We start from the raw sequence: 19704 nt of genomic DNA on the forward strand, positions 1-19704 counted from the left end.
TATGTGTCACCCCGAGCACACCTCGCATTAACTGGATGAGGTGTGCAGAAACCAAGGGGTCATTACAAAAAGCCCTTCCAGAAAGGTTCTTCGGGCGGGAAACATCCTCTTCAGCTCAGCGTTATCAGTGGCTTCACCATACTGCTCAAGCGCCTGAAGGAAGAGGCGTAGATCCTGCTTGGAAAACCAGCCGCGTACCTTCTCTACCCTTTGATCACCAAGGGGGGCCCACCACTCCCGATAGCTCTTGACCCTACTTGAGACACGAGGGTCGCCGGCCAGGCTCAACATGAAATCCTGCCAGGCTTCACTAGCCTCTGAGACACGATCAATCAGCACTTCCAAGGCGGCGTGGCCTATACGCTTCCCTTCTCTTCCATATGGCGCCTTGGAGACATCGTGATGCAACAACTCATCGAAGACAGGAGACCATTCTTTTTCATCTATCTCATGAAGCTTTTCTATATAGTAATGGGCACGGCAGACATCAGCGTATCGACCGTTGTCAACACCCTTCAATCCAAACTTCGAAAAAGCACCCTCTAGCGTTATGCCATTTTTTATGGCAAAACTGACAACCTGATTCGGCCCATCAACTTTCAGAACCCAGTCGCCTTGCTGCTTGATAATCGAGATCAGATCATCTGCCATCAGAACTTCGCTAAAGATGTCAAATTTTTTTGCCTGATCTACAAGAACATTCTCAAACAGCTCTCTCATAGAACCATCGTTTTCCGAGGAATAATGATCTAGCCTGTCAAATTCTTGGAAGTAGAGTTGAAGTATATTGAGGAGTGGGACTCTGCCTAGCCTAGGTTGCTGTACTTCAACCATGATTTCAAGCAGTCTGGGGCTCATCAGCCTCTTAAGCACGTAGGAGTCATCGAGCCACAGCTGAGTCAGTGCCCGAACCGCGACTCTTTTCTTGAGCAGTACCGATAACACTCCGTAATTTCGACTCCTTACCACATCCAGTAGCTTTTCTTCTGCCTTGAGGTAAGCATCACCGCGACCGGCATTGTCTTCAATCTTCTTTGCGGACTCGGTAAGCTCAACCCAAGGCTCAAGAGACACGGGATTCCAGCTTATCTTGACTAGCTCGAGGGGTGGCAATATCACTGCGAATCACCTACAAATGCATCCTGAACTTCTCGATAGTCTTCAACCGTAGGACGACGGATGGTAAACCTTATGTCAATTCGCCGGTTTGCCCTGAGCTCTTCTTCAGTTTCTTGCACCTTTGTGACAGGACGACTTTCAGCATAGCCACTGACAGAAAATACTGGCTGCCCATCCTGATTTACCAATCTATCCAGGCGACGGTCCTCTGGAAGGACATCCAACCAGTGTTGCCAAAGAGAAATAGCACGAAAAGCCGAAAGCCCCCAGTTTCCCTTTCCCATCATTCCCTGAAAGGAGCGATTATCTGTATGTCCTTCAATAAACACTGTATCTAAATAATCTACTCGATCATCCTGGAGAATAACACCAGCAAGAACTTTACCAATTTGAGTCGCTGTATCCTGATACTGCGAACCAAGGTCGAATTCCGCCGTGTCAAAACCCAGAATGTCGTTAGGTATACTAAGCACAGTGTCGTTCTCGCTGACAGAAACCCGTATTCCTCTCCGCTGCAACTCCTCTTCTGCTTCATGCAATATAGTTCTTCTTACTTCTTCAGCCTGTCGCAGCATCTGAATTTCTTCAGTAAACTCCTGCTGCTGCTCCTCCAACTGTTCTCTGATTTCCATTACCTGAACAATGAGAACGACAGATGCCAGAATAAAAATTATCAGCAGCGCCGACATGATATCTGAAAAAGACATCCAGTAGGGATTCTCTTCATCTACTTGAGGCCTTCCGCGCCTACTAATACTCATCAGCGACGCTCCAGATCATCCACGATACCACTGATCGCCGTAACAGTTCTCTTCATCTGATCGGCAAACGATAACGTATTGGTATTCCAGGCTTCCATCCTCTCCGAAACCTGGTCGCGCACCTCCTGACTATATGCTTTAAGCCACTCTTCGGCTTGCTTCTCAATGTTTTCCACCTGTTCACTTAGCGTATCACCCAGCTGCGTAAATTCATCACGCAGCTTACGGACAAACTCGTCATTACGGCTCCCCAGCTCGCTGAAACCTTCATTGGCGAATTTAGCGGCAGAATCAAGCTGGCGAGCAGCATCGCTTATAGCCTCCTGCATGCTCGCAAGTGTGCGCGCGTGTTCAGAGATGCCAGAAAGCACTTCACTATTTCTTATTGACATTTTATCCAGGCTTTCTACAACGGAACCGACCCTTTCATCAAGAAGCACAGTGGCCTTGTGAAGATTGGCCGACAATGTGCCTAGTTGGGTAGAACTATTTGTCATGTTCTGGCTACTACGTTCGGCAGAACTTGCTGCTTCACTTAGCGCGGAAGAAAGCTTTTCGTATTGAGTCGAGATGCCTGTCAAGTGCTGATTGGCACTCCTTGATGCCTCTCCAACCTGTCGCATCAACTCTTGCTGCTCGTTGACAAGCTTTTCTACCATTCCGCCAAAGCGTTCTTCGGTAACCTTTTGCTGCTCATCAAACTGCGCTGCACGCACCTGATCCCGTTCCTCTGCCAAGGAAACCTGGCGCTGAATCGCCGCAGCCTGATCTTCAGATATCTTCTGTAGACTTTCTTCATGCGCTCGCTTCCGTTGCTCATCCCGCTCAGATGCCTGATGGAATTGGGTATCCATTGACTCTGTCATGCGTGTCATGAAGGATTCAAACTTCTCCGCCAGCGCAGACTGCTGTTCCATCGCTGCCTCACGCTGCCTGTCTAGCTGCTCGGACAGCTCGCGCGATGTAGTCTCTACATGCTCACCGCTTCTTTGTTGCTGCTCAGTTAGTTTCGTAAAGAGTTCGTCCATCCTTGTACTCATTGAGGTTACTGCCTGATTCACCTCTTCAGCAGCTATTCCAAGCGCCGAGGTTTGCTCACTCCCAGCTGTCTTCATACCCTCCATGAAATTCGAAACAAGCTTTTCAAGAACCTCATTTGATTGATTGCTTGCACTGTCAACCAGAGACTGTATGGCTGGGGCCATGACATTATTAAGTGAGTCAGAAATGGCTTGCTGCATGGCATCGCTCATTCCCGACACGGTTTCCTGAAGCCTGTCTCCAATACGCTCGTGAAGTTCCTGAAGTGCCTCCTTACTTGCCTGACTTGACTCGGCAATGTGAACAAGAGAATGTTCGGCAGGCATACGAGGATAAAGAAAATCAATTTCATACTGAAGCTCATTTATACGCCCCAAGGCGCGCCTTTCCACCAGCTTTTCTATAACATTCAAGAGAAGGCTAAGCCCAACCCCCCATACTGATGTCAAAAAGGCAATAGCGGTGCCGTTTATCATGCTCGCGATACCCACTCTGAGGGTATCGACATCATCAGCATTGACCTGAAGGCCTCTCAAACCAATTGTCAGACCAATAAAAGTACCCAGCACACCGATCGCAGTCAGAAAGGTCGGTGTGGCTGCCAGCAGACGGCTTGACGTCAAACCATAAGCTAATGTTCTCCCGTTAAAGAAATGGTCGGCGTCCAAAGTATTGTATAGCTTATCTCTATCAGGAGAATAGATTAGGCTTTCATCAAACTCTACCCAAAGCTTTCCAGCCTTGACACGTGAACTTTTCGCCTTCTCGAGGATTTCCTGACGCTTCCAGGCCAACTCTTCTCGTGTTTGACCTCTTATCAAATCTTCAACCAGACGGACATTCTTTCGATATTTTGCGAAATAGTATAAAAGTGAAGCAATCGCAATAACCATGATCGCCATCATTCCCAACCAGAACCAGTCACTCAACAAAAGTTTCTGATACTGGAACATGCCCATGGCAGTAAAATTGGGAAGAAGATGCGAAACTGACTCAATCATTCTTTACACTACCCGATGACTTTAAATGGAATATCACCCAATATTGACGTACAGTATCGGATTGCTGCTACCCTTCTCGAACCACTCTGACACATCCATACCCTTGTATCTATGTCTCTCGTGTGGCCCGGCTCCCTCTCCAACGAACTCCCAGCTACCGTCGATGCTGACATCGCTGTGAGGCCTCGCATGATAGGGAGTGGAACCTGCCGGCGGCCATGACAGCACCCGATAGACCTCGCACACGACACCGTTCGCAACCGCAAAAGCCAGCTCGACCAGCTCGCGTCGCTCGCCAAGCATCCACACCCCACGCATTACTTCATAGAGCTCCTCATCGGAGATTCCTTCATGCCAACTGCGGAAAATCCGTATCAGGACTGGGTGTTGGGCAATCCTCATCCCGGCGAGCCCTCCCTCAAGCGGTGGTTTGCTGAATCAGCTGGCGAGACAGCAGGTAAGGTGCCTAGCGCACCTCTTCCAAGTGATAGAGGTGCCAGCCAGCCAAGGTTGCCGGGATTGGGGACGCCTTGCCCTGTTCGTTCCAGATACCCACTCTGTGCTCCGCCCAGATGGCCAGCGAATCCCCACTTTACCTTGACCCGACCATCCGGCAGCTCCACTTCCTCCTTGATGCCGGGCACCTGGCCTTCTCCATCATGGGCAAAGGACAGGTCGATAGTGCCGGGAATAAACAGGTTCGAGACGCGCTTGAAGCCGGGAGCTATGAAGGGACCATGGACATTGATGCTGAACAGCGTCTGGTTATATACCTCGGCGAACAGCTTGGTCTCATTAATAAACTGGAAGTGCTGGCACAAACGCGGGTTAAGCTCACGCCGAAATCCCGCACCCTTGGGGTCATCGTAGATGCCTTCCGGGTGCAGAAAGCCGCTGACGCCCTGCTCGTTGGCATTGTCCCAGGCGCGGGGCAGGAAGCATTTGTAAAGATTTGCCCTCTGCCCCTCCAACTGCGGGTAGTTCTGCGGCGCATTCAGAAAAGCCTGGCCGCCTTCGGCCTCTGCCAGCTCGGCAAACCAGGCGGCTTCCAGTTCGGGACTGCGGGCGAAGGCGGCCTCGCGCTGGTCGGTAAGCTGCTTGGCACTGAGCTTGTGTAGCACGAAGCGGTGATTGTGGTCGCCGCGGTAGGTAAATGGTACGTCTAGTATGGCCTGGTAGGCGGCCTCCTCCTGCGGCGAGGCGTCTAGATAGAGGTCCTTGATCAGACGCTCCTTGAACGCCTGCTGCACCTGGTCGCGGATATCTTTCTTGAAGCGGCGGATCACCAGGTCCTTGTCGCGAAAATCCTCCCGGACGTAGTCCTCCGGGTCAGAGATCGCCGTGGGGTCGAGCATGTTCGTCAGACTGGCGAAGGAGCGTGCCTTGCCGTCGTGAGGTGTAGCGGAGAGCATGATCAGGGTGTTGGAGCGCCCTGCCAACAGCTGGGCCAGCCGGGCACGCCGGGAACTGGCACCTCGCTCAGCCACTTTGTGGGCCTCGTCGATGACAATGATGTCCCAGTAGGCCTGCTCCAGATGGCGGCGATACTCGTTGTCCTGTTTGCGGGTGTCGATCGAAACGATCGACTTGTCGTAGTAGTAGAAGGGATTGTGGTTGCCCGGAACGTGGTTGCGCACCCGCTGCAGGCCGACGGAATCGAGCCTTGTGAGCGGAATGGTGAAGCGGTTCCACAGCTCCTTCTGGAACTGAGTTATCATGCTCTTGAGGGTGAGCACCAGTATGCGCTTGCCGCGGCCGCGGCGCATCAACTCGGTAGTCAGAATGCCGGCTTCCAGAGTCTTGCCCAGGCCCACGGCGTCGGCGATCATGATGCGCTGACGGTTCTGCTTCAGCGCCTGCCGGGCCGGATCGAGCTGGTAGGGCACCGGGTCCATGGCGACCTTATGGCTCAGGTGGATGCGCGCATCCGCCGGGGTGATCTGGCGCAGCTGGGTCTCGATGAACAGCCGGCTCCTCTCGAAGCCGGGGGTCAGATCCTGCTCGAACCGGGTTTCAGCAGGGTCGAGCACACGGATGGCATCGGCCTCCTCCTTTAGCCAGGTGAGACAGCGCGCGCTCTTGCCGCTGACCAACTGCGAGAGTCCGTCCACGGTAAGCACATAGCCACTATCGACGCTGGGATCGGCCTGACGGACGATCCACTCGCAATCACGGATCACCACCCGAACACCCGGGTCGTAACGCGCCCATATGTCTGCCCCCTGCCACCCCTTTGCTTGCGCACCCTGCTCCTGCATACCAGCCTCCTGAAACACGCCACACCACCTCTCGAGGGCTGCCCGAGAAGGGAGCCGCGACAGGAATAGCGAAGAGGATGGTGGGCCGGCCCGCCATCCTCTGTCACCTGAAATCAGCAAACGAGTAAACCTAAGTCTATTTGTTGCCCCAGGCAGTCACCGAATCGGCATAGAGTATCACCGGCGCGAACGGGCTCACAGTAGTTTAGGAGAGTTTTGTAATGTTCTTGGCCACATAAAAGGTAGCAGTGCCTACTACTAGGCACGCTCGTCTGCTGGTGGGTTATAACCTAGTTACTCAGTTTGCGCACAACAGTGATCTTACCCAGCATTGGTGGACACCAATCTAAGTAATCTGGACTTCCCCGGGTCCACTGCAGCTCCTCGGCCTGCCGACCACGTCTGTCGTCATAGTTCTTGCGAGCGACAGGGGCCAGCATATAAAGAAGCATGGCGTTTATCGCATCCAACATTCGTCCCGTGAAGTTGTCGCTGGCGCTGTCTTGTGCCAATACCCTCTACAGACCCCAGGGTGCTACCGCGACCTGCGCTCAGTGCCTCTATACCGCCAGCTAGCGCATCGAACGCTCACCGTAAAGTACTGGCGATCGGATACTACCAATGCTATATATTAGCCTGATCTTATTCGACAAATGATTGAATTCTTTGGCGTTCCATGCCCGACATCTGCCGGCTGCCGGCCAACGGATACAAGGCAGCAGACGGGGTAGACCTGCTCGTCTCGAGCAGCCGCCAGGGCGAGCAGGAATGGCCGGCAGGAAATCGACGCACAGCAGTGGCTGCGTCTCACGACACCAATCAGGAACTGACATGAACTACCGACTGATGTTTCAGCTTACGGACTCCCTGAACACCAAGTCCCTAGAGCCGCTGTTGCTGAAACCCACGCCACTGGAAATGCCGGAGCACCAGATCGACTCCTTGCAGGAAGTTCCCGCCACCGACGATCTGATCGAGCTTCCCTTCACGGCGGAGGAAGGCGAAAAAACCAGCCTGGTCTTTGTGCAGGGCAGGGTTGTCTCCACCAAGAAGACCTTCACCATCTCTGATGGTGGTGAAAGCGCCAGGTGCCTGGTGACCTGCTTCATCGAACCCAATCGCGTGGTGCAACAGGGCACAGGCGAGCTGATTCTCGAACCCACCATCAACAACATCGAAGAGATGCTCTGATCTGCGATGCAGCAGGCCGTCGGCAGCGCCTGCAGGATTACACGTGCGCCGACGGCGTTTCTTCGACGCCCTGAAGGCGCGCAGCCAGGCGAGTCACCATCTCGTTGTAGTCCCTGCGAAGATCACCGGCACAACGTCGCCGACATCACCGGCAGGAAGATGTCGTCAGTGGTGCTCCGGCTGTTCCTGCAACACCAACCACGACCACCAGAGGACGCTTATGCGCAACAAGACCACCGCGGTCGTCCAGTGGATACGGCGTGAGGCTGGGCCGCTGCTGGTTGCCAGCATCTTCCCGCTGCTGCTGATCGTCTACTTTTTCAAGGAAGGTTTCTCGATCAAGGTGCTGGCGCTGTTTCTCGCCCTTCCGCTGGTCGTCTACCTGTCGCTGAGTGTCGCTATCTGGCTGTGGTTCGTGGTCAAGAATCGGGACTCTCGATAAGGACTCCGGGGCGCGCGGATCACGGTGACCAAGGTGCTTCGCGCACTCAACGGCCCTCTCTGTTCGAGACTATCCTTAGCTAAGTGGTTAGCTAACAGGAAGCTCATCGTGGCTGCTCAAACCTCTGCAGAAAATTGTCTCAAGGCCAACATGCACGAGGCCAAGACCCATCTATCCCGGCTGATCGCTGCCGCTCAGCGCGGGCAGGAGGTACTGATCTGCAAGAACGGGAAGCCGGTAGCACGCATTGAAGCACTGAAAGATCAATGACTTGACCTGGATGATCTCTACGGTCTGACCAAGGGTCGTATCGAGGCGAAGGCTGGCTGGGATGCTCCGCTGAAAGAGGACGTCATCGAAGCGTTGTTTGATGGAAATCATCCATGAAGCGCTACCTGCTCACTATCGATCTTTAGCTCTGGCCGACTGAACGGTTGCCCGCCGATGGCCTGATAAAGCGCTACGACCCGGCTCGCCGCTATATCGCCCCGGTCGATGAACTGTTGCCATCTCGGTAGTGCTAGGCAAAGCGCCGCCTGGCCGAGTCCGATATTTACTCACCCCCATCGAAACGCCTCTTCATCGCAGACGAGGCCTACCTTGCGATGTTGGCCTATAGATGACGCCCGTCTACGACCAGACACTGTGGTCATCCGGTGATGGTGATCCCCGCCGCCGCATCCATTAGGCTATGCCGAGACGTCCCGACGATGCCTTGGCGTGTTCTGCTCAAGCTAGCGCCGTCACCGCCTCGGGCTGCCACGCCTTCACGCAGTACAGAGAACTCGCCATGACCGATACCACCGCCGCCTCGGGCTTGATCGTCCTGCAGGGCAACCGTATGGAGGATCTGCGTGATCTGACCCTGAAGTGGCTGGGGCGACGCCCGCTGCATCCGCTGGCGCGCACCCTTTTTCTGGTGCAAAGCAACGGTATCGCCCAGTGGCTCAAGACCTCCATCGCCGAGCGCCAGGGCGAACCGGGCTACGGCGTCTGTCTCGGCACCGACGTTGCCCTGCCCGCGCGCTTTCAGTGGCAGGCCTATCGAGCGGTGATCGAGGCGGTGGAAGGCCCAGGCCAGGTGCCGACCACCTCCCCCTGGGACAAGAGCCGCCTGCGCTGGCACCTGATGAAGCTGCTGCCCGAAGCCCTGGACGACCCGCTGTTCGAGCCGCTGGCGCGCTACCTGCGCGAGGACGATGAGCAGCGCAAGCGTTACCAGCTGGCCGAGCGCCTGGCCGACCTGTTCGATCAGTACCAGGTCTATCGCGCCGACTGGCTCACCGCCTGGGAGGCCGGGGACGATGTGCTCACACTGCCCGGTAACCGTGTCACAGAGGTCCCCGATGACCAGCGCTGGCAGCCGGCCCTGTGGCGCAGGATCAGCGACGCCCTGCCTGCTGACCAACGCCACAGTCACCGCGGCGCCGTGCACCAGCGCTTCAAGCGGGCCGCCGAGCAGCTGACCCGCGAGGTCGAACAGGGCGAGACGGCCTGCCCCCCGGAAATACCGCCGCGTATCGTGGTGTTCGGCATTTCGTCGCTGCCCCAGCAGACCCTGGAGGTGCTGGCCGCCCTGTCCAGCATCAGCGAGGTGGTGCTGTGTCTGCTCAACCCCTGCCAGTTCTACTGGGGCGAGATCATCGAGACCCAGGAGGTACTGCGCCGCCACGTGCGCCAGCGCCGTCGCCAGGGCATGCCGGCGGAGCTGCACCACTCGCTCGAGCAGCTGCATCTACACGCCCATCCGCTGCTGGCAGCATGGGGCAAGCAGGGCCGCGACTACCTGCAGCTACTCAGCGAACACGACCACACCGACGTGGAGGCGTTGAGCGCCCTGCTCGACGACTCGGTGGATCTGTTCCTGGCGCCGCCCACCGACACCCTGCTGGGCCAGCTGCAGGACGACATCCTCAACCTGCGCCCGCTGGCGGAGACCCAGGCCGAGTGGCCAGCGCTTGATCCCGAGCACGACCACTCGATCCGTTTTCATATCTGCCACAGCCCTCAGCGTGAACTGGAGGTTCTGCACGACCAGCTGCTCGAGGCCTTCGCCGAGGATGCGACTCTCGAACCCAGGGACGTGATGGTGATGGTGCCGGACATCAACGACTACGCGCCCTATATCGACGCGGTATTTGGCCAGTTCGCCCCGGGCGAGAAGCGCCACCTGCCCTACCACGTGGCCGACCAGCAGGAACGCCATCGCGAACCCATGCTGGTGGCACTGGAGACCCTGCTGTCGCTGCCGCGTCTGCGCTTTCGCGCCAGCGAGATCCTCGACCTGCTGGACATCCCGGCCATCCGCACGCGCTTTGGCCTTGGCGAGGGAGACCTTTCCACCCTGCAACGCTGGATTCGCGAAGCCAACGTACGCTGGGGCCTCGATGCCTCCCAGCGAGCCGAACTCGGCCTGCCGGAACACGACGAGCTGCACACCTGGCGCTTCGGCCTGGAGCGCATGCTGATGGGCTACGCCGTGGGCGAGGCCAGCGACGACGGCGAGGACTGGGGCGACATCGTGCCTTACGACGAAGTCGCCGGCCTCGACGCCACCCTCGTGGGTCCGCTGTACCGGCTGATCATGACCCTCGACGAGGTTCGTCAGAGCCTGATCGAATCCAAGACGGCCAGCCAATGGGACCAGGTTCTGGGAACCATGCTGGAGCGCACCCTGGCCCCCGGCTCCAGCGCCGAAGAGGCCTTGCTCGGGCGCATCCAGGCGGCGCTCGAGACCTGGCACGAGGAGGTCGATTCGGCCGAGGTCGGCATCCGCCTGCCGCTGGCGGTGGTGCGTGAAAGCTGGCTTTCGCGCATCGACCAGCCCCAGCTGTCCCAGAGCTTCATGATGGGCCGCATCACCTTCGCCACCCTGATGCCCATGCGCGCGATCCCCTTCCGCCACGTCGTGCTGCTGGGCATGAGCGACGGTGCCTACCCGCGCCGCGCCGAGGCCATGGACTTCGACCTGATGGCCATGCGCGGGCACTATCGCGCCGGCGACCGCTCCCGGCGTGACGACGACCGCTACCTGTTCCTCGAGGCGCTGCTGTCGGCGCGGGACCGGCTGACCATCAGCTGGTGCGGACGCAGCCCGCAGGACAACGGCGAGAAGCCGGCCAGCGTGCTGGTCGGCCAGCTGCGCGACCACCTCGGCAAGGGCTGGCGCCTTCCCGACCAACCGCCCCACGATGAGCGCTCGCTGGCCGAAGAACAGCAGATGGCCGAGGCCCTGCTCACCGCCCTGACCACCGAACACCCGCTGCAGCCCTTCGGCGCCGGCTATTTCCTGTCAGACTCGCCGCTTTATACCTACGCAGACGAGTGGCAGACCCTGCACCAGCGTGATTCTCGTCACCCGGACCCCATGGCGGCCACCTCAGCCGATGAGGCGCTGCCGCCCTGGCGCCCCGAGGGCGCCATCGGCCTGTCGCAGCTTTCAGGCCTGCTGCGCGATCCCGTCAGCGCCCTGTTCCAGCAGCGCCTGTCCACCAGCATGCGCGACGAACAGACGCTGAGCGACGACGACGAACCCTTCGCCTTCGCCGGTCTTGCCAGATGGCAGCAGCGCGAGGCCCTGGTGCAGCCGCTTGGCCAGCGTCTGGCCCACGACCGCGCCTGCGACCCGGCCCTGTTGATCGAACGCCAGGTCCAGCGCCAGCAACGCGCCGGCCACTACCCGCCGCCACCGGTGGGCCCGGTGATCCGCCGCCAGTTGCTGGAGCGAATCCCCGACGCTCTCGACCATTACCGCGAACTGCTCGAGCGCTACCCGCGCTCGCTGGAGCGGGCACCGCAGCTTCGCCACGACAGTCGCCTTCCCTTGCCCGACTCGAGTGAGACCCTGGTACTGGAAGACGCCCTGTCCCACCTGCACGCGACCGACTCTGCCCCCTCCTCCGGGGCCAGCGACGAGGGCGACGCGGGTGCGGGTGCGGGTGCGGGTGAGGTCGCCCGCATCGTGCTGTTGACCAGCCAGATCCACCAGGGCGAGCATTTTCACTGGAGCCAGATTCTGCGCCACTGGCCGGCGCACCTGGCGCTGCAGTGCCTCTACCCGAATTCGCCGAGCCATCTGGTATCACCCAGCGGCGTGCTGGAGATCCCCGGCATGCCCCGCGAACAGGCCGCAAGACGCCTGGATGCGCTGATGCAGCGCTGGCTTGCCGCCATGCAGGGGGCCACGCCTTGCCACCCCGACATCGCCTTTGCTCTGCTCGAGGAATACCCCGTGGCAGAGGATGCAGCCTGGCCACCGGCAGACGCCCAGACGTCAGCCACACTACGCAAGGCCTGGGAGCAGGCCTGGGAAAAACTGCCGGAGCGAAGCCCGCTGCTGCTGCGCGAATTTCCAAGCCTCGACGAGCTGATCGGCGCCGAGGGCTTTGCCGAAGCCTGTCGTGAGCTCTACGCCGACCTGCATGGCTGGATCAGCACGGCGCGCAGCGCTCGCAAGGGCTCGGACAAGGGCTCTCACAAGTCATCGGGCAAGAGTAACGCCACCACCGGGAAGGAATCCGCATGAGCCTGCCGTCCGACCTTTTTTCCACCGACGACCAGCCGCCTTCCCCGGACAACGCCGGCCAGACGCCGCTGCCATTGGCACTGCCGCTGCAGGGCAGCCAGTTGATCGAGGCCAGCGCCGGCACCGGCAAGACCTTCACCATCGCGCTGCTCTACGTGCGTCTGGTGCTGGGCCACGGCCAGCCGGACAACCCGGCCAGCAGACGCGACAATGGCTTCAGTCAGCCGCTGGTGCCGCCGGATATTCTGGTGGTGACCTTTACCGAGGCCGCAAGCCAGGAGCTGCGCGATCGTATCCGGGCGCGCCTGGTCCAGGCCGCCGAGGCCTTTCGCGCCGGCGACAGGGACGACGGCTCGACCACGGCCGCGGACGACGGCCTCGCCGAACGCGACCCGCTGCTGGCCGCGCTGCGCGACGACTTCGAGCGCGACGCCTGGCCCGCCTGCGCCCGACGACTGATGCTTGCCGCCGAATGGATGGACGACGCCGCCATCTCGACCATCCACAGCTGGTGTCAGCGAATGCTCAAGGAGCACGCCTTCGACAGCGGCAAGCTGTTTCGCCAGGAGGTGGTCAAGGATCTCGGCGAGATGACCCAGGAGGCGGTTACCGACTACTGGCGCACCCGCGTCTACCCCCTCGACGAGCCCCTGGCCGCGTCCATGGTCGAGCTGTTCGGCTCGCCCCAGGGGCTGAACAAGGCGCTGCGCAATCTGCTGAGCCGCGAGGATGCCAGCCTGGTATTCTGCGGCGAGCCGTTGGCCGCTGGCGATTTCGGCGCCCATCTCGCCCAGTTCAGCGACGCCCGTGAGAGCGCCGACAGGCTGGAAGACGCCGCCCGCCGCGCCTACCTGGATGACAAGGAGGCAGTGCACGACTGCCTGCGCGCGCTGCGCCCGGCGATGCACGGCGGCAGCTTTCGCGGCAAGGATGACGACGACACCTTCGACGGCTGGCTGGAACAGCTCGGCGACTGGGCAAACGGCAAGCGACCCCTTGCCGAGGCAAGCTTCGTGCAGAAGCTCGCGCGCTCCAAGCTGCGGGTCAAGAAGGGTACCGAGGTGCCCGAGCTTGGGCTGTTCGAGGCCCTGGAGGCGTGTCGCGATAACGACGAGCAGGTCGAGACCCTGCAGCGCGAGCTCTACCCCCAGGTGCTGGCGGATGCCCGCGACTGGGTCAGCCGGCGGCTGTCCGAGCAGCTCGAGGCCAACGCCCAGATGGGCTTCAACGACATGATCACCGGACTTGCCGGCGCCCTGGACGGCGACGGCGGCGAGACCCTGGCGCGGCGCATTCGCCAGCAGTTCCCGGTGGCCATGATCGACGAGTTCCAGGACACCGATCCGGCCCAGTACCGCATCTTCGAGCGGGTGTATCGTATCGGCGATGCGACCACCGCTGAGCCAGACGCCCAGCACGACCTGAATGGGCCAGGCGCTCCTGAGCATGACGCCACGGCGCTGATCCTGATCGGCGATCCCAAGCAGGCGATCTACGGCTTTCGCGGCGGCGACATCTACACCTACCTGGGCGCCCGTCACGCCACCCGCGGGCACCACCACAGCCTGGACACCAACTTCCGCTCGAGTGAGGCCGCCGTGGCAGCGGTCAACCGGCTGTTCGCGTTTGCCGAGCAGCGCCACCCCCGCGCCGCCTTCCGCTTCGCCACCGACGACCACAATCCATTGCCTTTTCAATCCGTCGGCGCCAACGGTCGCAAGGAAACCCTGTGCCTGGATGGCAAGCCCGCCGCCGCGCTGACCGGCTGGCTGATCGCCGACGGCAACAAGGACAACGGCTGTCTCAACAAGGAAGGCTACCTGCGCGAGGCCTCCCGCCACTGTGCCGACCGCATCGCCGACTGGCTCAATCAGGCCAGTCCTGGCGAGGGCGTCCCAAGCGCCGGTTTCGCCACCTCAACGAACGCCGGTGACGGCAAGCTCACACCGCTGAAGGCCGGCGATATCGCCATCCTGGTGCGCGATCGCAGCGAGGCCAGCGCCATCCGCGACGCCTTGAGTGAGCGCGGCCTGGCCAGCGTCTACCTGTCGGATCGTGACAGCGTCTTCGCCACCGCCGAGGCCCGCGACCTGCATCACTGGCTCAAGGCCATGGCCAACCCGGAGTCGGTGTCGACCCTGCGCACGGCCCTGGCTACCGCCACCCTGGGCCTGGGACTGGCCGAGCTCGACCGGCTGCAACGCGACGAGACCGCCTGGGAGCGGGTACAAGAGCGTTTTCTTGGCTACCGCCTGCGCTGGCAGCGTCGGGGCGTGCTACCGGCGCTGCGTCAGTTGCTGCACGACTACCGGATCCCCGAGCGACTGCTCGGCGCCCACCAGGGCCAGCGTCGCCTGACCAACCTGTTGCATCTGGCCGAGTGGGCCCAGCAGGCCAGCGATACCCTGGACGGCGACCACGCCCTGATTCGCGTGCTCGCCGAACACCTCGACGACCCCGGCCATGACGAGCAGATCCTGCGCCTGGAAAGCGACGCCGACCTGATCCAGGTGGTGACCATCTTCAAGTCCAAGGGGCTCGAGTATCCGCTGGTGTGCCTGCCGTTCCTTTGCACCTACAAGGAAATCAGCGGCCAGTCCGGCACGCCCCTGTACCACGTCGACGACCAGCCGCTGCTCGAACTGGCGGCCAAGAAGGAGATGGCCAAGGAGGGCTTTGAGCTTGCCGACGACGAACGGCTATCCGAGGAGGTACGGCTTCTGTACGTCGCCTTGACCCGAGCGCGCCACGCCACCTTCGTTGGCCTTGCCCCCCTCAAGCTCGGCAACGCCAGGAGCGCCACCCTGCACAAGTCAGCGCTGGGCTATCTGCTGGCCGGCGGCGAGGCGATCCCTGACCTGACAAACCTGCGCGAGCGCTGGGAGAGCATGAGCGGTGGCTTCGACGCCATCGCCCTGGACGCCATCGACGCCAGCAGTGATAGCCCCCAGATCCAGTACCACCCGGTCACCACCGAGCTCGCCACCAAGGGCGCACGCACGCCCAGCCACCGGCCCTTTGCCCCCTGGTGGATCGCGAGTTACTCATCGCTGGCCCAGAAGGGAGCCACCGCGCCCGAGACACCCGAGGCCGAAGTGCTCGAGGAAGAGCATCTGGACGCCCGCCTGGTGCCCGCGGCGCGAGAAGCCGGCGCCCCGGAGCCCGGCACCCTGCACGCCTTCCCGCGGGGCCCTGGCCCGGGCACCTTCCTGCACGGCGTGCTCGAGGCGTTGGCCGAGCACGGCTTTGACAGCGCGCTTGATGATGCAGGCCTGCTCGCCCGCCTGGCCCAACGCTGCCGCCGCCGCGGCTGGGAAGCACACACCCAGGCGCTGACCGACGGCATCCATCGCTGGCTGACCACGCCCTTGACCTCGACCACACAAGAGCGCCCCGACGGCGAGGATGCCGACGATGGGCCGGTGCTGGCGAGCCTTGAGCGCTACCGCGCCGAGCCCGACTTCTGGCTCGCCACCCATGACGCCATCACCCCGGCCATGGACAAGCTCACCCGCCAGCATCTGTTTCCCGGAGTGCCCAGGCCCCAACTGGGCTATCAGCGCCTCAACGGCCTGCTCAAGGGCTTTATCGACCTCCTGGCCGAGCATCAGGGACGCTTCTATATCATCGACTGGAAATCCAACTGGCTGGGTCCGGACGATGACGCCTACCACCAGGACGCCATGCGCGCCGCCATGCTCGACAAGCGCTACGACATGCAGCTTGCGCTCTACCTGGTGGCACTGCATCGCCACCTGCGCCAGAGCCTGCCGGACTATGACTATGACCGCCACGTTGGAGGGGCCATGCTGGTCTTTCTGCGCGGTATTACCGCGCCCTCGCGCGGCGTCGCCGCGATCAAGCCGCCCCGAGCCTTTATCGAGGCACTCGACGATATCCTGGCCGGACAGGCGGGCCACGCCGCGAGAGCAACCCATGACAGCGCCACCGGCCATGGCAATGACACCAGCGGGGAGGCAATGGCATGAGCGAGGCTAACCCTGAGGTACACCGCGAGGGGAAGGGCGAGACACCGGGCGATGCAGCCTCGACCGCCCTGCCGTCCTCGCCCTTTGCCACCCCGGAGCAGGCACTGGCCGACCCCGAGGCGCTGCTGTCGCTGCTGTTTGCCTGGGCCGAGTACGGCTGGATCCGAGATCTGGACGCGGCGCTGCCACATCGGCTGGCCAGGCTCGCCCCGGACGGCGACGCCAGCTGCCTGCTGGCGGCCATGCTGGTCAGCCACCAGGCCGGCCAGGGGCATCTGCTGCTGGATCTGAATCAGGCCCGCCGCCAGCCCGAGACACTGATCGCCGTCGCTCGCGACGTGGCACGTGACGACGCCGCCCCGCCCCCGCCGGAGGCCCTGCTCGGCCGGCTCGGCGACGACTGGGTAAACCGGCTTCAGCGCTGGTCGGCGGTGGCGCAAGGCCCAGGCGCAAGCCCCCTGGTACTGGAGGCAGAGCGCCTCTATCTACGCCGCTACTGGCGCAACGAACAGCGGGTCGCCAGCGCCATTGCCGCGCGGCTGTCGACGCCCGGCACTTCAACCAAAGATCATCCAACCGCCGACAGTGACGCCGCCCGCCTGCGTCCGGTGCTGGATACGCTGTTTCCCCCGTCCGATCCGCGTGCCGACCAGGCCGCCTCCCAGAAGCTCGCCTGTGCGCTGGGCGCACGCGCGCCCTTCGCGGTGATCACCGGCGGCCCAGGCACCGGCAAGACCACCACCGTCATCCGTCTGCTGGCGCTGTTGCAGACCCAGGCCATCGCTGAGCGGGGCGCCCCCCTGGCAATACGCCTGGCCGCCCCCACCGGCAAGGCGGCGGCGAGACTCAGCGAATCCATTCGCGACCAGATCGCCGCCCTCGACGAACTGCCGCTGCCGGATGCCGCCCAGGTACGCGCCTCGATTCCCCACGAGGTCTCGACCCTGCACCGGCTGCTCGGCGCCCGACCCGATACCCGTCACTTCCATCATCATCGCCTCAACCCCCTGCCGCTGGACATGGTGGCGGTGGACGAGGCGTCGATGGTCGACATCGACATGATGGCGGCACTGCTCGACGCCCTGCCGCCCCATGCACGCCTGGTGCTGCTCGGCGACAAGGACCAGCTCGCCTCGGTGGAGGCCGGGGCGGTCCTCGGCAACCTGTGCGCCAGGGCCGAACAGGGCCACTACCGCCGCGACGTCAGCGACTGGCTCGAAGCGGCTACCGGGCTGTCGTTGCCCGAGGCCCTGCACGACGGCGACGGCCGGGCGCTGGATCAGTCCGTCGCCATGCTGCGCCACTCCTTTCGCTTCGATGACGCCAGCGGTATCGGCCAGCTCGCCCGCGCCATCAACGCCGGCGACAGCCGGCGGGCGCTCGCGGTGCTGGACGACACCGCCTTTCCCCAGGCGCAACGACAGGCCCTGCCCCGCGCCAACGAGCGGCGCCTGATGACCCTGGCGCTGGATGGCCGAGGCCAGGACGCGGCCTGGGGCTATCGCTTCTATCTGGGTGCCATCACCCCGCGTCCCGACACCCCGGAAGCTGGCGCACTCGAGCAAAGCGGCCTGCTGCGGCCACGCCCGTCGCTGTCATCCGAGCGAGCCGAGTGGGACCGTTGGGCCTCTGCCATCCTCGAGGCCCACGCCCAGTTCCAGTTGCTGACGCCGCTGCGCGCCGGCCACTACGGGGTCGAATCGCTCAATCAGCGCATCGAGCAGGCGCTGGCACGGGCCGGACTGATCGACAAGCCGGATCACAGCACCCACTGGTACGAAGGCCGCCCGGTGCTGGTCACCGGCAACGACTACGCGCTCAAGCTGATGAACGGAGATATCGGCATTGCCCTCAAGGTGCCGGTGGAGTTCGCCAACCCAGAGGCCGGTACCACCCTGCGCGTGGCCTTCCCCGCCGGCGACGGCCAGGGCGGCATTCGCTGGGTGCTGCCCAGCCGGCTGCAGCGGGTCGAGACGGTATTCGCCATGACGGTGCACAAGTCCCAGGGCTCGGAGTTCGTCCATACCGCCCTGGTGATGCCGGACTCCCTGTCGCCGATCCTGACCCGCGAACTGGTCTACACCGCCGTCACCCGCGCCAAGAAGACCTTCACTCTGCTCAGCGCAAGCGACGTGGTGCTGGCCAAGGCCATCGAACGACGGATTGCACGTCAGAGCCGGCTCTTTCAGTCACCCGGAACATAAGCCCTGCAAAGTCCCGGTCGCACTGCCTGTCAGCAGAAAGCCGCGTCCTCACAGCGCCAACGACGCTTTGGCACAAGGCGAGGTGGGGATGCGACCAACGCCAGGACACTCTAGGCTGGTGAAGAAAGGAGTGTCACACGCATCCAAGGAGGACTCATGCCCGCCACCCGCACGACCTCGCCCGCCCTGGAGCGGGCTCATCTGGTGTGGGACCTGTTCATCATCGCGCTGGTGATCGCCAACCTGGCGCTGCTGCTGTTCGACAGCCTGTTTCTGCTGCCACCGCTCAACGCCGCCTTTGAGGCGGCGGCGCCTGGCCTTCATGGCGCCTACGACCGGCATATCCATGCCAACTTCTTCAGCATCGACCTGGCCTTCGTCGCCGTCTTTCTGTTCGACGTACTGCTTGGCTGGGCCGTCGCCATCTACCAACGCCGCTACCACCGCTGGTTCTTTTACCCCTTCGTGCACTGGTACGACGTGCTGGGGTGTATACCCCTCGCCGGCTTCCGCCTGCTGCGTATCCTGCGTGTGATCTCGCTGCTGCACCGCCTGCACCGCCTGGGACTGATCGACGTGCGTCGCTGGTATCTCTACTCGGTTGTCGCCAAGTACGCCGACATCCTGATGGAAGAACTCACCGATCGTATTGCCATCCGCCTGCTCGACAACGTCCAGCAGGAGCTCACCAGCGGCGACGGCCTGGCCTCACCAGCCATCGAGAAGATCGTCACGCCACGCAAGGAGGCCCTGGTGCGGGAAGTCAGCCAGCGCCTCGAAACCATGGTCGGCGACATCGCCTACCACAACCGTTTCGCGACACTAGCCTACGTGCGCGGCCTAGTCGCCCGCACCCTGGCCGAAACGCCGGAGCTTCAGCGACTCAAGCGCCTGCCCATGGGCTCCCAGCTCACCCAGGGCCTGGAGTCATCGATGTCCGACCTCGCCTGCCACCTGGTCGACGAAGCCCTGAACGGCCTCAAATCCAGGGAATTCTCCTCGCTGGTCGAACATATGGCCGACAGCGGCTTCGACGCCTGGCTGCGCACCGACCCCGAGACCGAACAGATCACCGAACAGGTGCTGGTCGACATGCTGGAACTCCTCAAGGAACGTATCGCGGTCAAGCGCTGGCACGACAAGTACGCGTGAAGGGAGCGGGCCACAGGGGGA

Annotated in this window: 12 protein-coding genes; 7 read left to right on the forward strand and 5 right to left on the reverse strand. The window is 61.7% G+C overall.

The window, feature by feature from the left end; translation table 11 throughout:
* Nucleotides 1-27: 27 nt before the first annotated feature.
* The 5 genes from C6W88_RS19795 to C6W88_RS19815 are packed head-to-tail and all read right to left on the reverse strand — an operon-like array spanning nucleotide 28 to nucleotide 6180.
* On the reverse strand, nucleotides 28-1119 hold the full coding sequence (locus C6W88_RS19795) for an EH signature domain-containing protein (protein WP_108133723.1): 1092 nt from the start codon (nucleotides 1117-1119) through the stop codon (nucleotides 28-30).
* Nucleotides 1116-1880 (reverse strand): OmpA/MotB family protein, encoded by a 765-nt coding sequence (locus tag C6W88_RS19800; RefSeq protein WP_108133724.1) that lies wholly within the window; start codon nucleotides 1878-1880, stop codon nucleotides 1116-1118. Before C6W88_RS19800 ends, C6W88_RS19795 begins: the two co-directional genes overlap by 4 nt.
* Nucleotides 1880-3922: an anti-phage ZorAB system protein ZorA gene (zorA, locus tag C6W88_RS19805; protein WP_146164686.1), complete on the reverse strand. Its 2043-nt coding sequence runs from the start codon at nucleotides 3920-3922 to the stop codon at nucleotides 1880-1882. Before zorA ends, C6W88_RS19800 begins: the two co-directional genes overlap by 1 nt.
* A 33-nt stretch (nucleotides 3923-3955) precedes the next feature.
* Nucleotides 3956-4324, reverse strand: a complete 369-nt coding sequence (locus tag C6W88_RS19810; protein WP_108133726.1) for a hypothetical protein — start codon at nucleotides 4322-4324, stop codon at nucleotides 3956-3958.
* Nucleotides 4321-6180 carry a DEAD/DEAH box helicase gene (locus tag C6W88_RS19815; RefSeq protein WP_108133727.1) on the reverse strand — a complete coding sequence of 620 codons (1860 nt, stop codon included), beginning with the start codon at nucleotides 6178-6180 and terminating at the stop codon, nucleotides 4321-4323. The genes C6W88_RS19810 and C6W88_RS19815 overlap by 4 nt, the downstream gene beginning before the upstream one ends.
* Before the next feature lie 831 nt (nucleotides 6181-7011).
* On the opposite strand from C6W88_RS19815, the gene C6W88_RS19820 reads away from it, so the two are divergent.
* From C6W88_RS19820 to C6W88_RS19850, 7 genes are all read left to right on the forward strand, one after another.
* Nucleotides 7012-7371: a hypothetical protein gene (locus C6W88_RS19820; RefSeq protein WP_108133728.1), complete on the forward strand. Its 360-nt coding sequence runs from the start codon at nucleotides 7012-7014 to the stop codon at nucleotides 7369-7371.
* A gap of 220 nt (nucleotides 7372-7591) precedes the next feature.
* Nucleotides 7592-7813, forward strand: a complete 222-nt coding sequence (locus C6W88_RS19825; protein ID WP_108133729.1) for a hypothetical protein — start codon at nucleotides 7592-7594, stop codon at nucleotides 7811-7813.
* A 108-nt stretch (nucleotides 7814-7921) separates the two neighbouring features.
* Nucleotides 7922-8083, forward strand: a complete 162-nt coding sequence (locus C6W88_RS19830; RefSeq protein ID WP_231498718.1) for a type II toxin-antitoxin system Phd/YefM family antitoxin — start codon at nucleotides 7922-7924, stop codon at nucleotides 8081-8083.
* 520 nt (nucleotides 8084-8603) lie between these two features.
* The gene (gene recC / locus C6W88_RS19835; RefSeq protein ID WP_181248693.1) at nucleotides 8604-12338 is read left to right on the forward strand and encodes an exodeoxyribonuclease V subunit gamma; all 3735 of its coding nucleotides are present in this window, start codon (nucleotides 8604-8606) and stop codon (nucleotides 12336-12338) included.
* Entirely contained in the window at nucleotides 12335-16327 is a 3993-nt protein-coding gene (gene recB / locus C6W88_RS19840) for an exodeoxyribonuclease V subunit beta (protein WP_108133731.1), read from the forward strand. The genes recC and recB overlap by 4 nt, the downstream gene beginning before the upstream one ends.
* On the forward strand, nucleotides 16324-18531 hold the full coding sequence (gene recD / locus C6W88_RS19845; protein ID WP_108133732.1) for an exodeoxyribonuclease V subunit alpha: 2208 nt from the start codon (nucleotides 16324-16326) through the stop codon (nucleotides 18529-18531). Before recB ends, recD begins: the two co-directional genes overlap by 4 nt.
* 156 nt (nucleotides 18532-18687) lie before the next feature.
* On the forward strand, nucleotides 18688-19683 hold the full coding sequence (locus C6W88_RS19850) for an ion transporter (RefSeq protein WP_108133733.1): 996 nt from the start codon (nucleotides 18688-18690) through the stop codon (nucleotides 19681-19683).
* Nucleotides 19684-19704 lie beyond the last annotated feature (21 nt).

It is taken from the genome of Halomonas litopenaei (genome assembly GCF_003045775.1).
In the GTDB taxonomy this organism is placed as follows: Bacteria; Pseudomonadota; Gammaproteobacteria; order Pseudomonadales; family Halomonadaceae; genus Halomonas; species Halomonas litopenaei.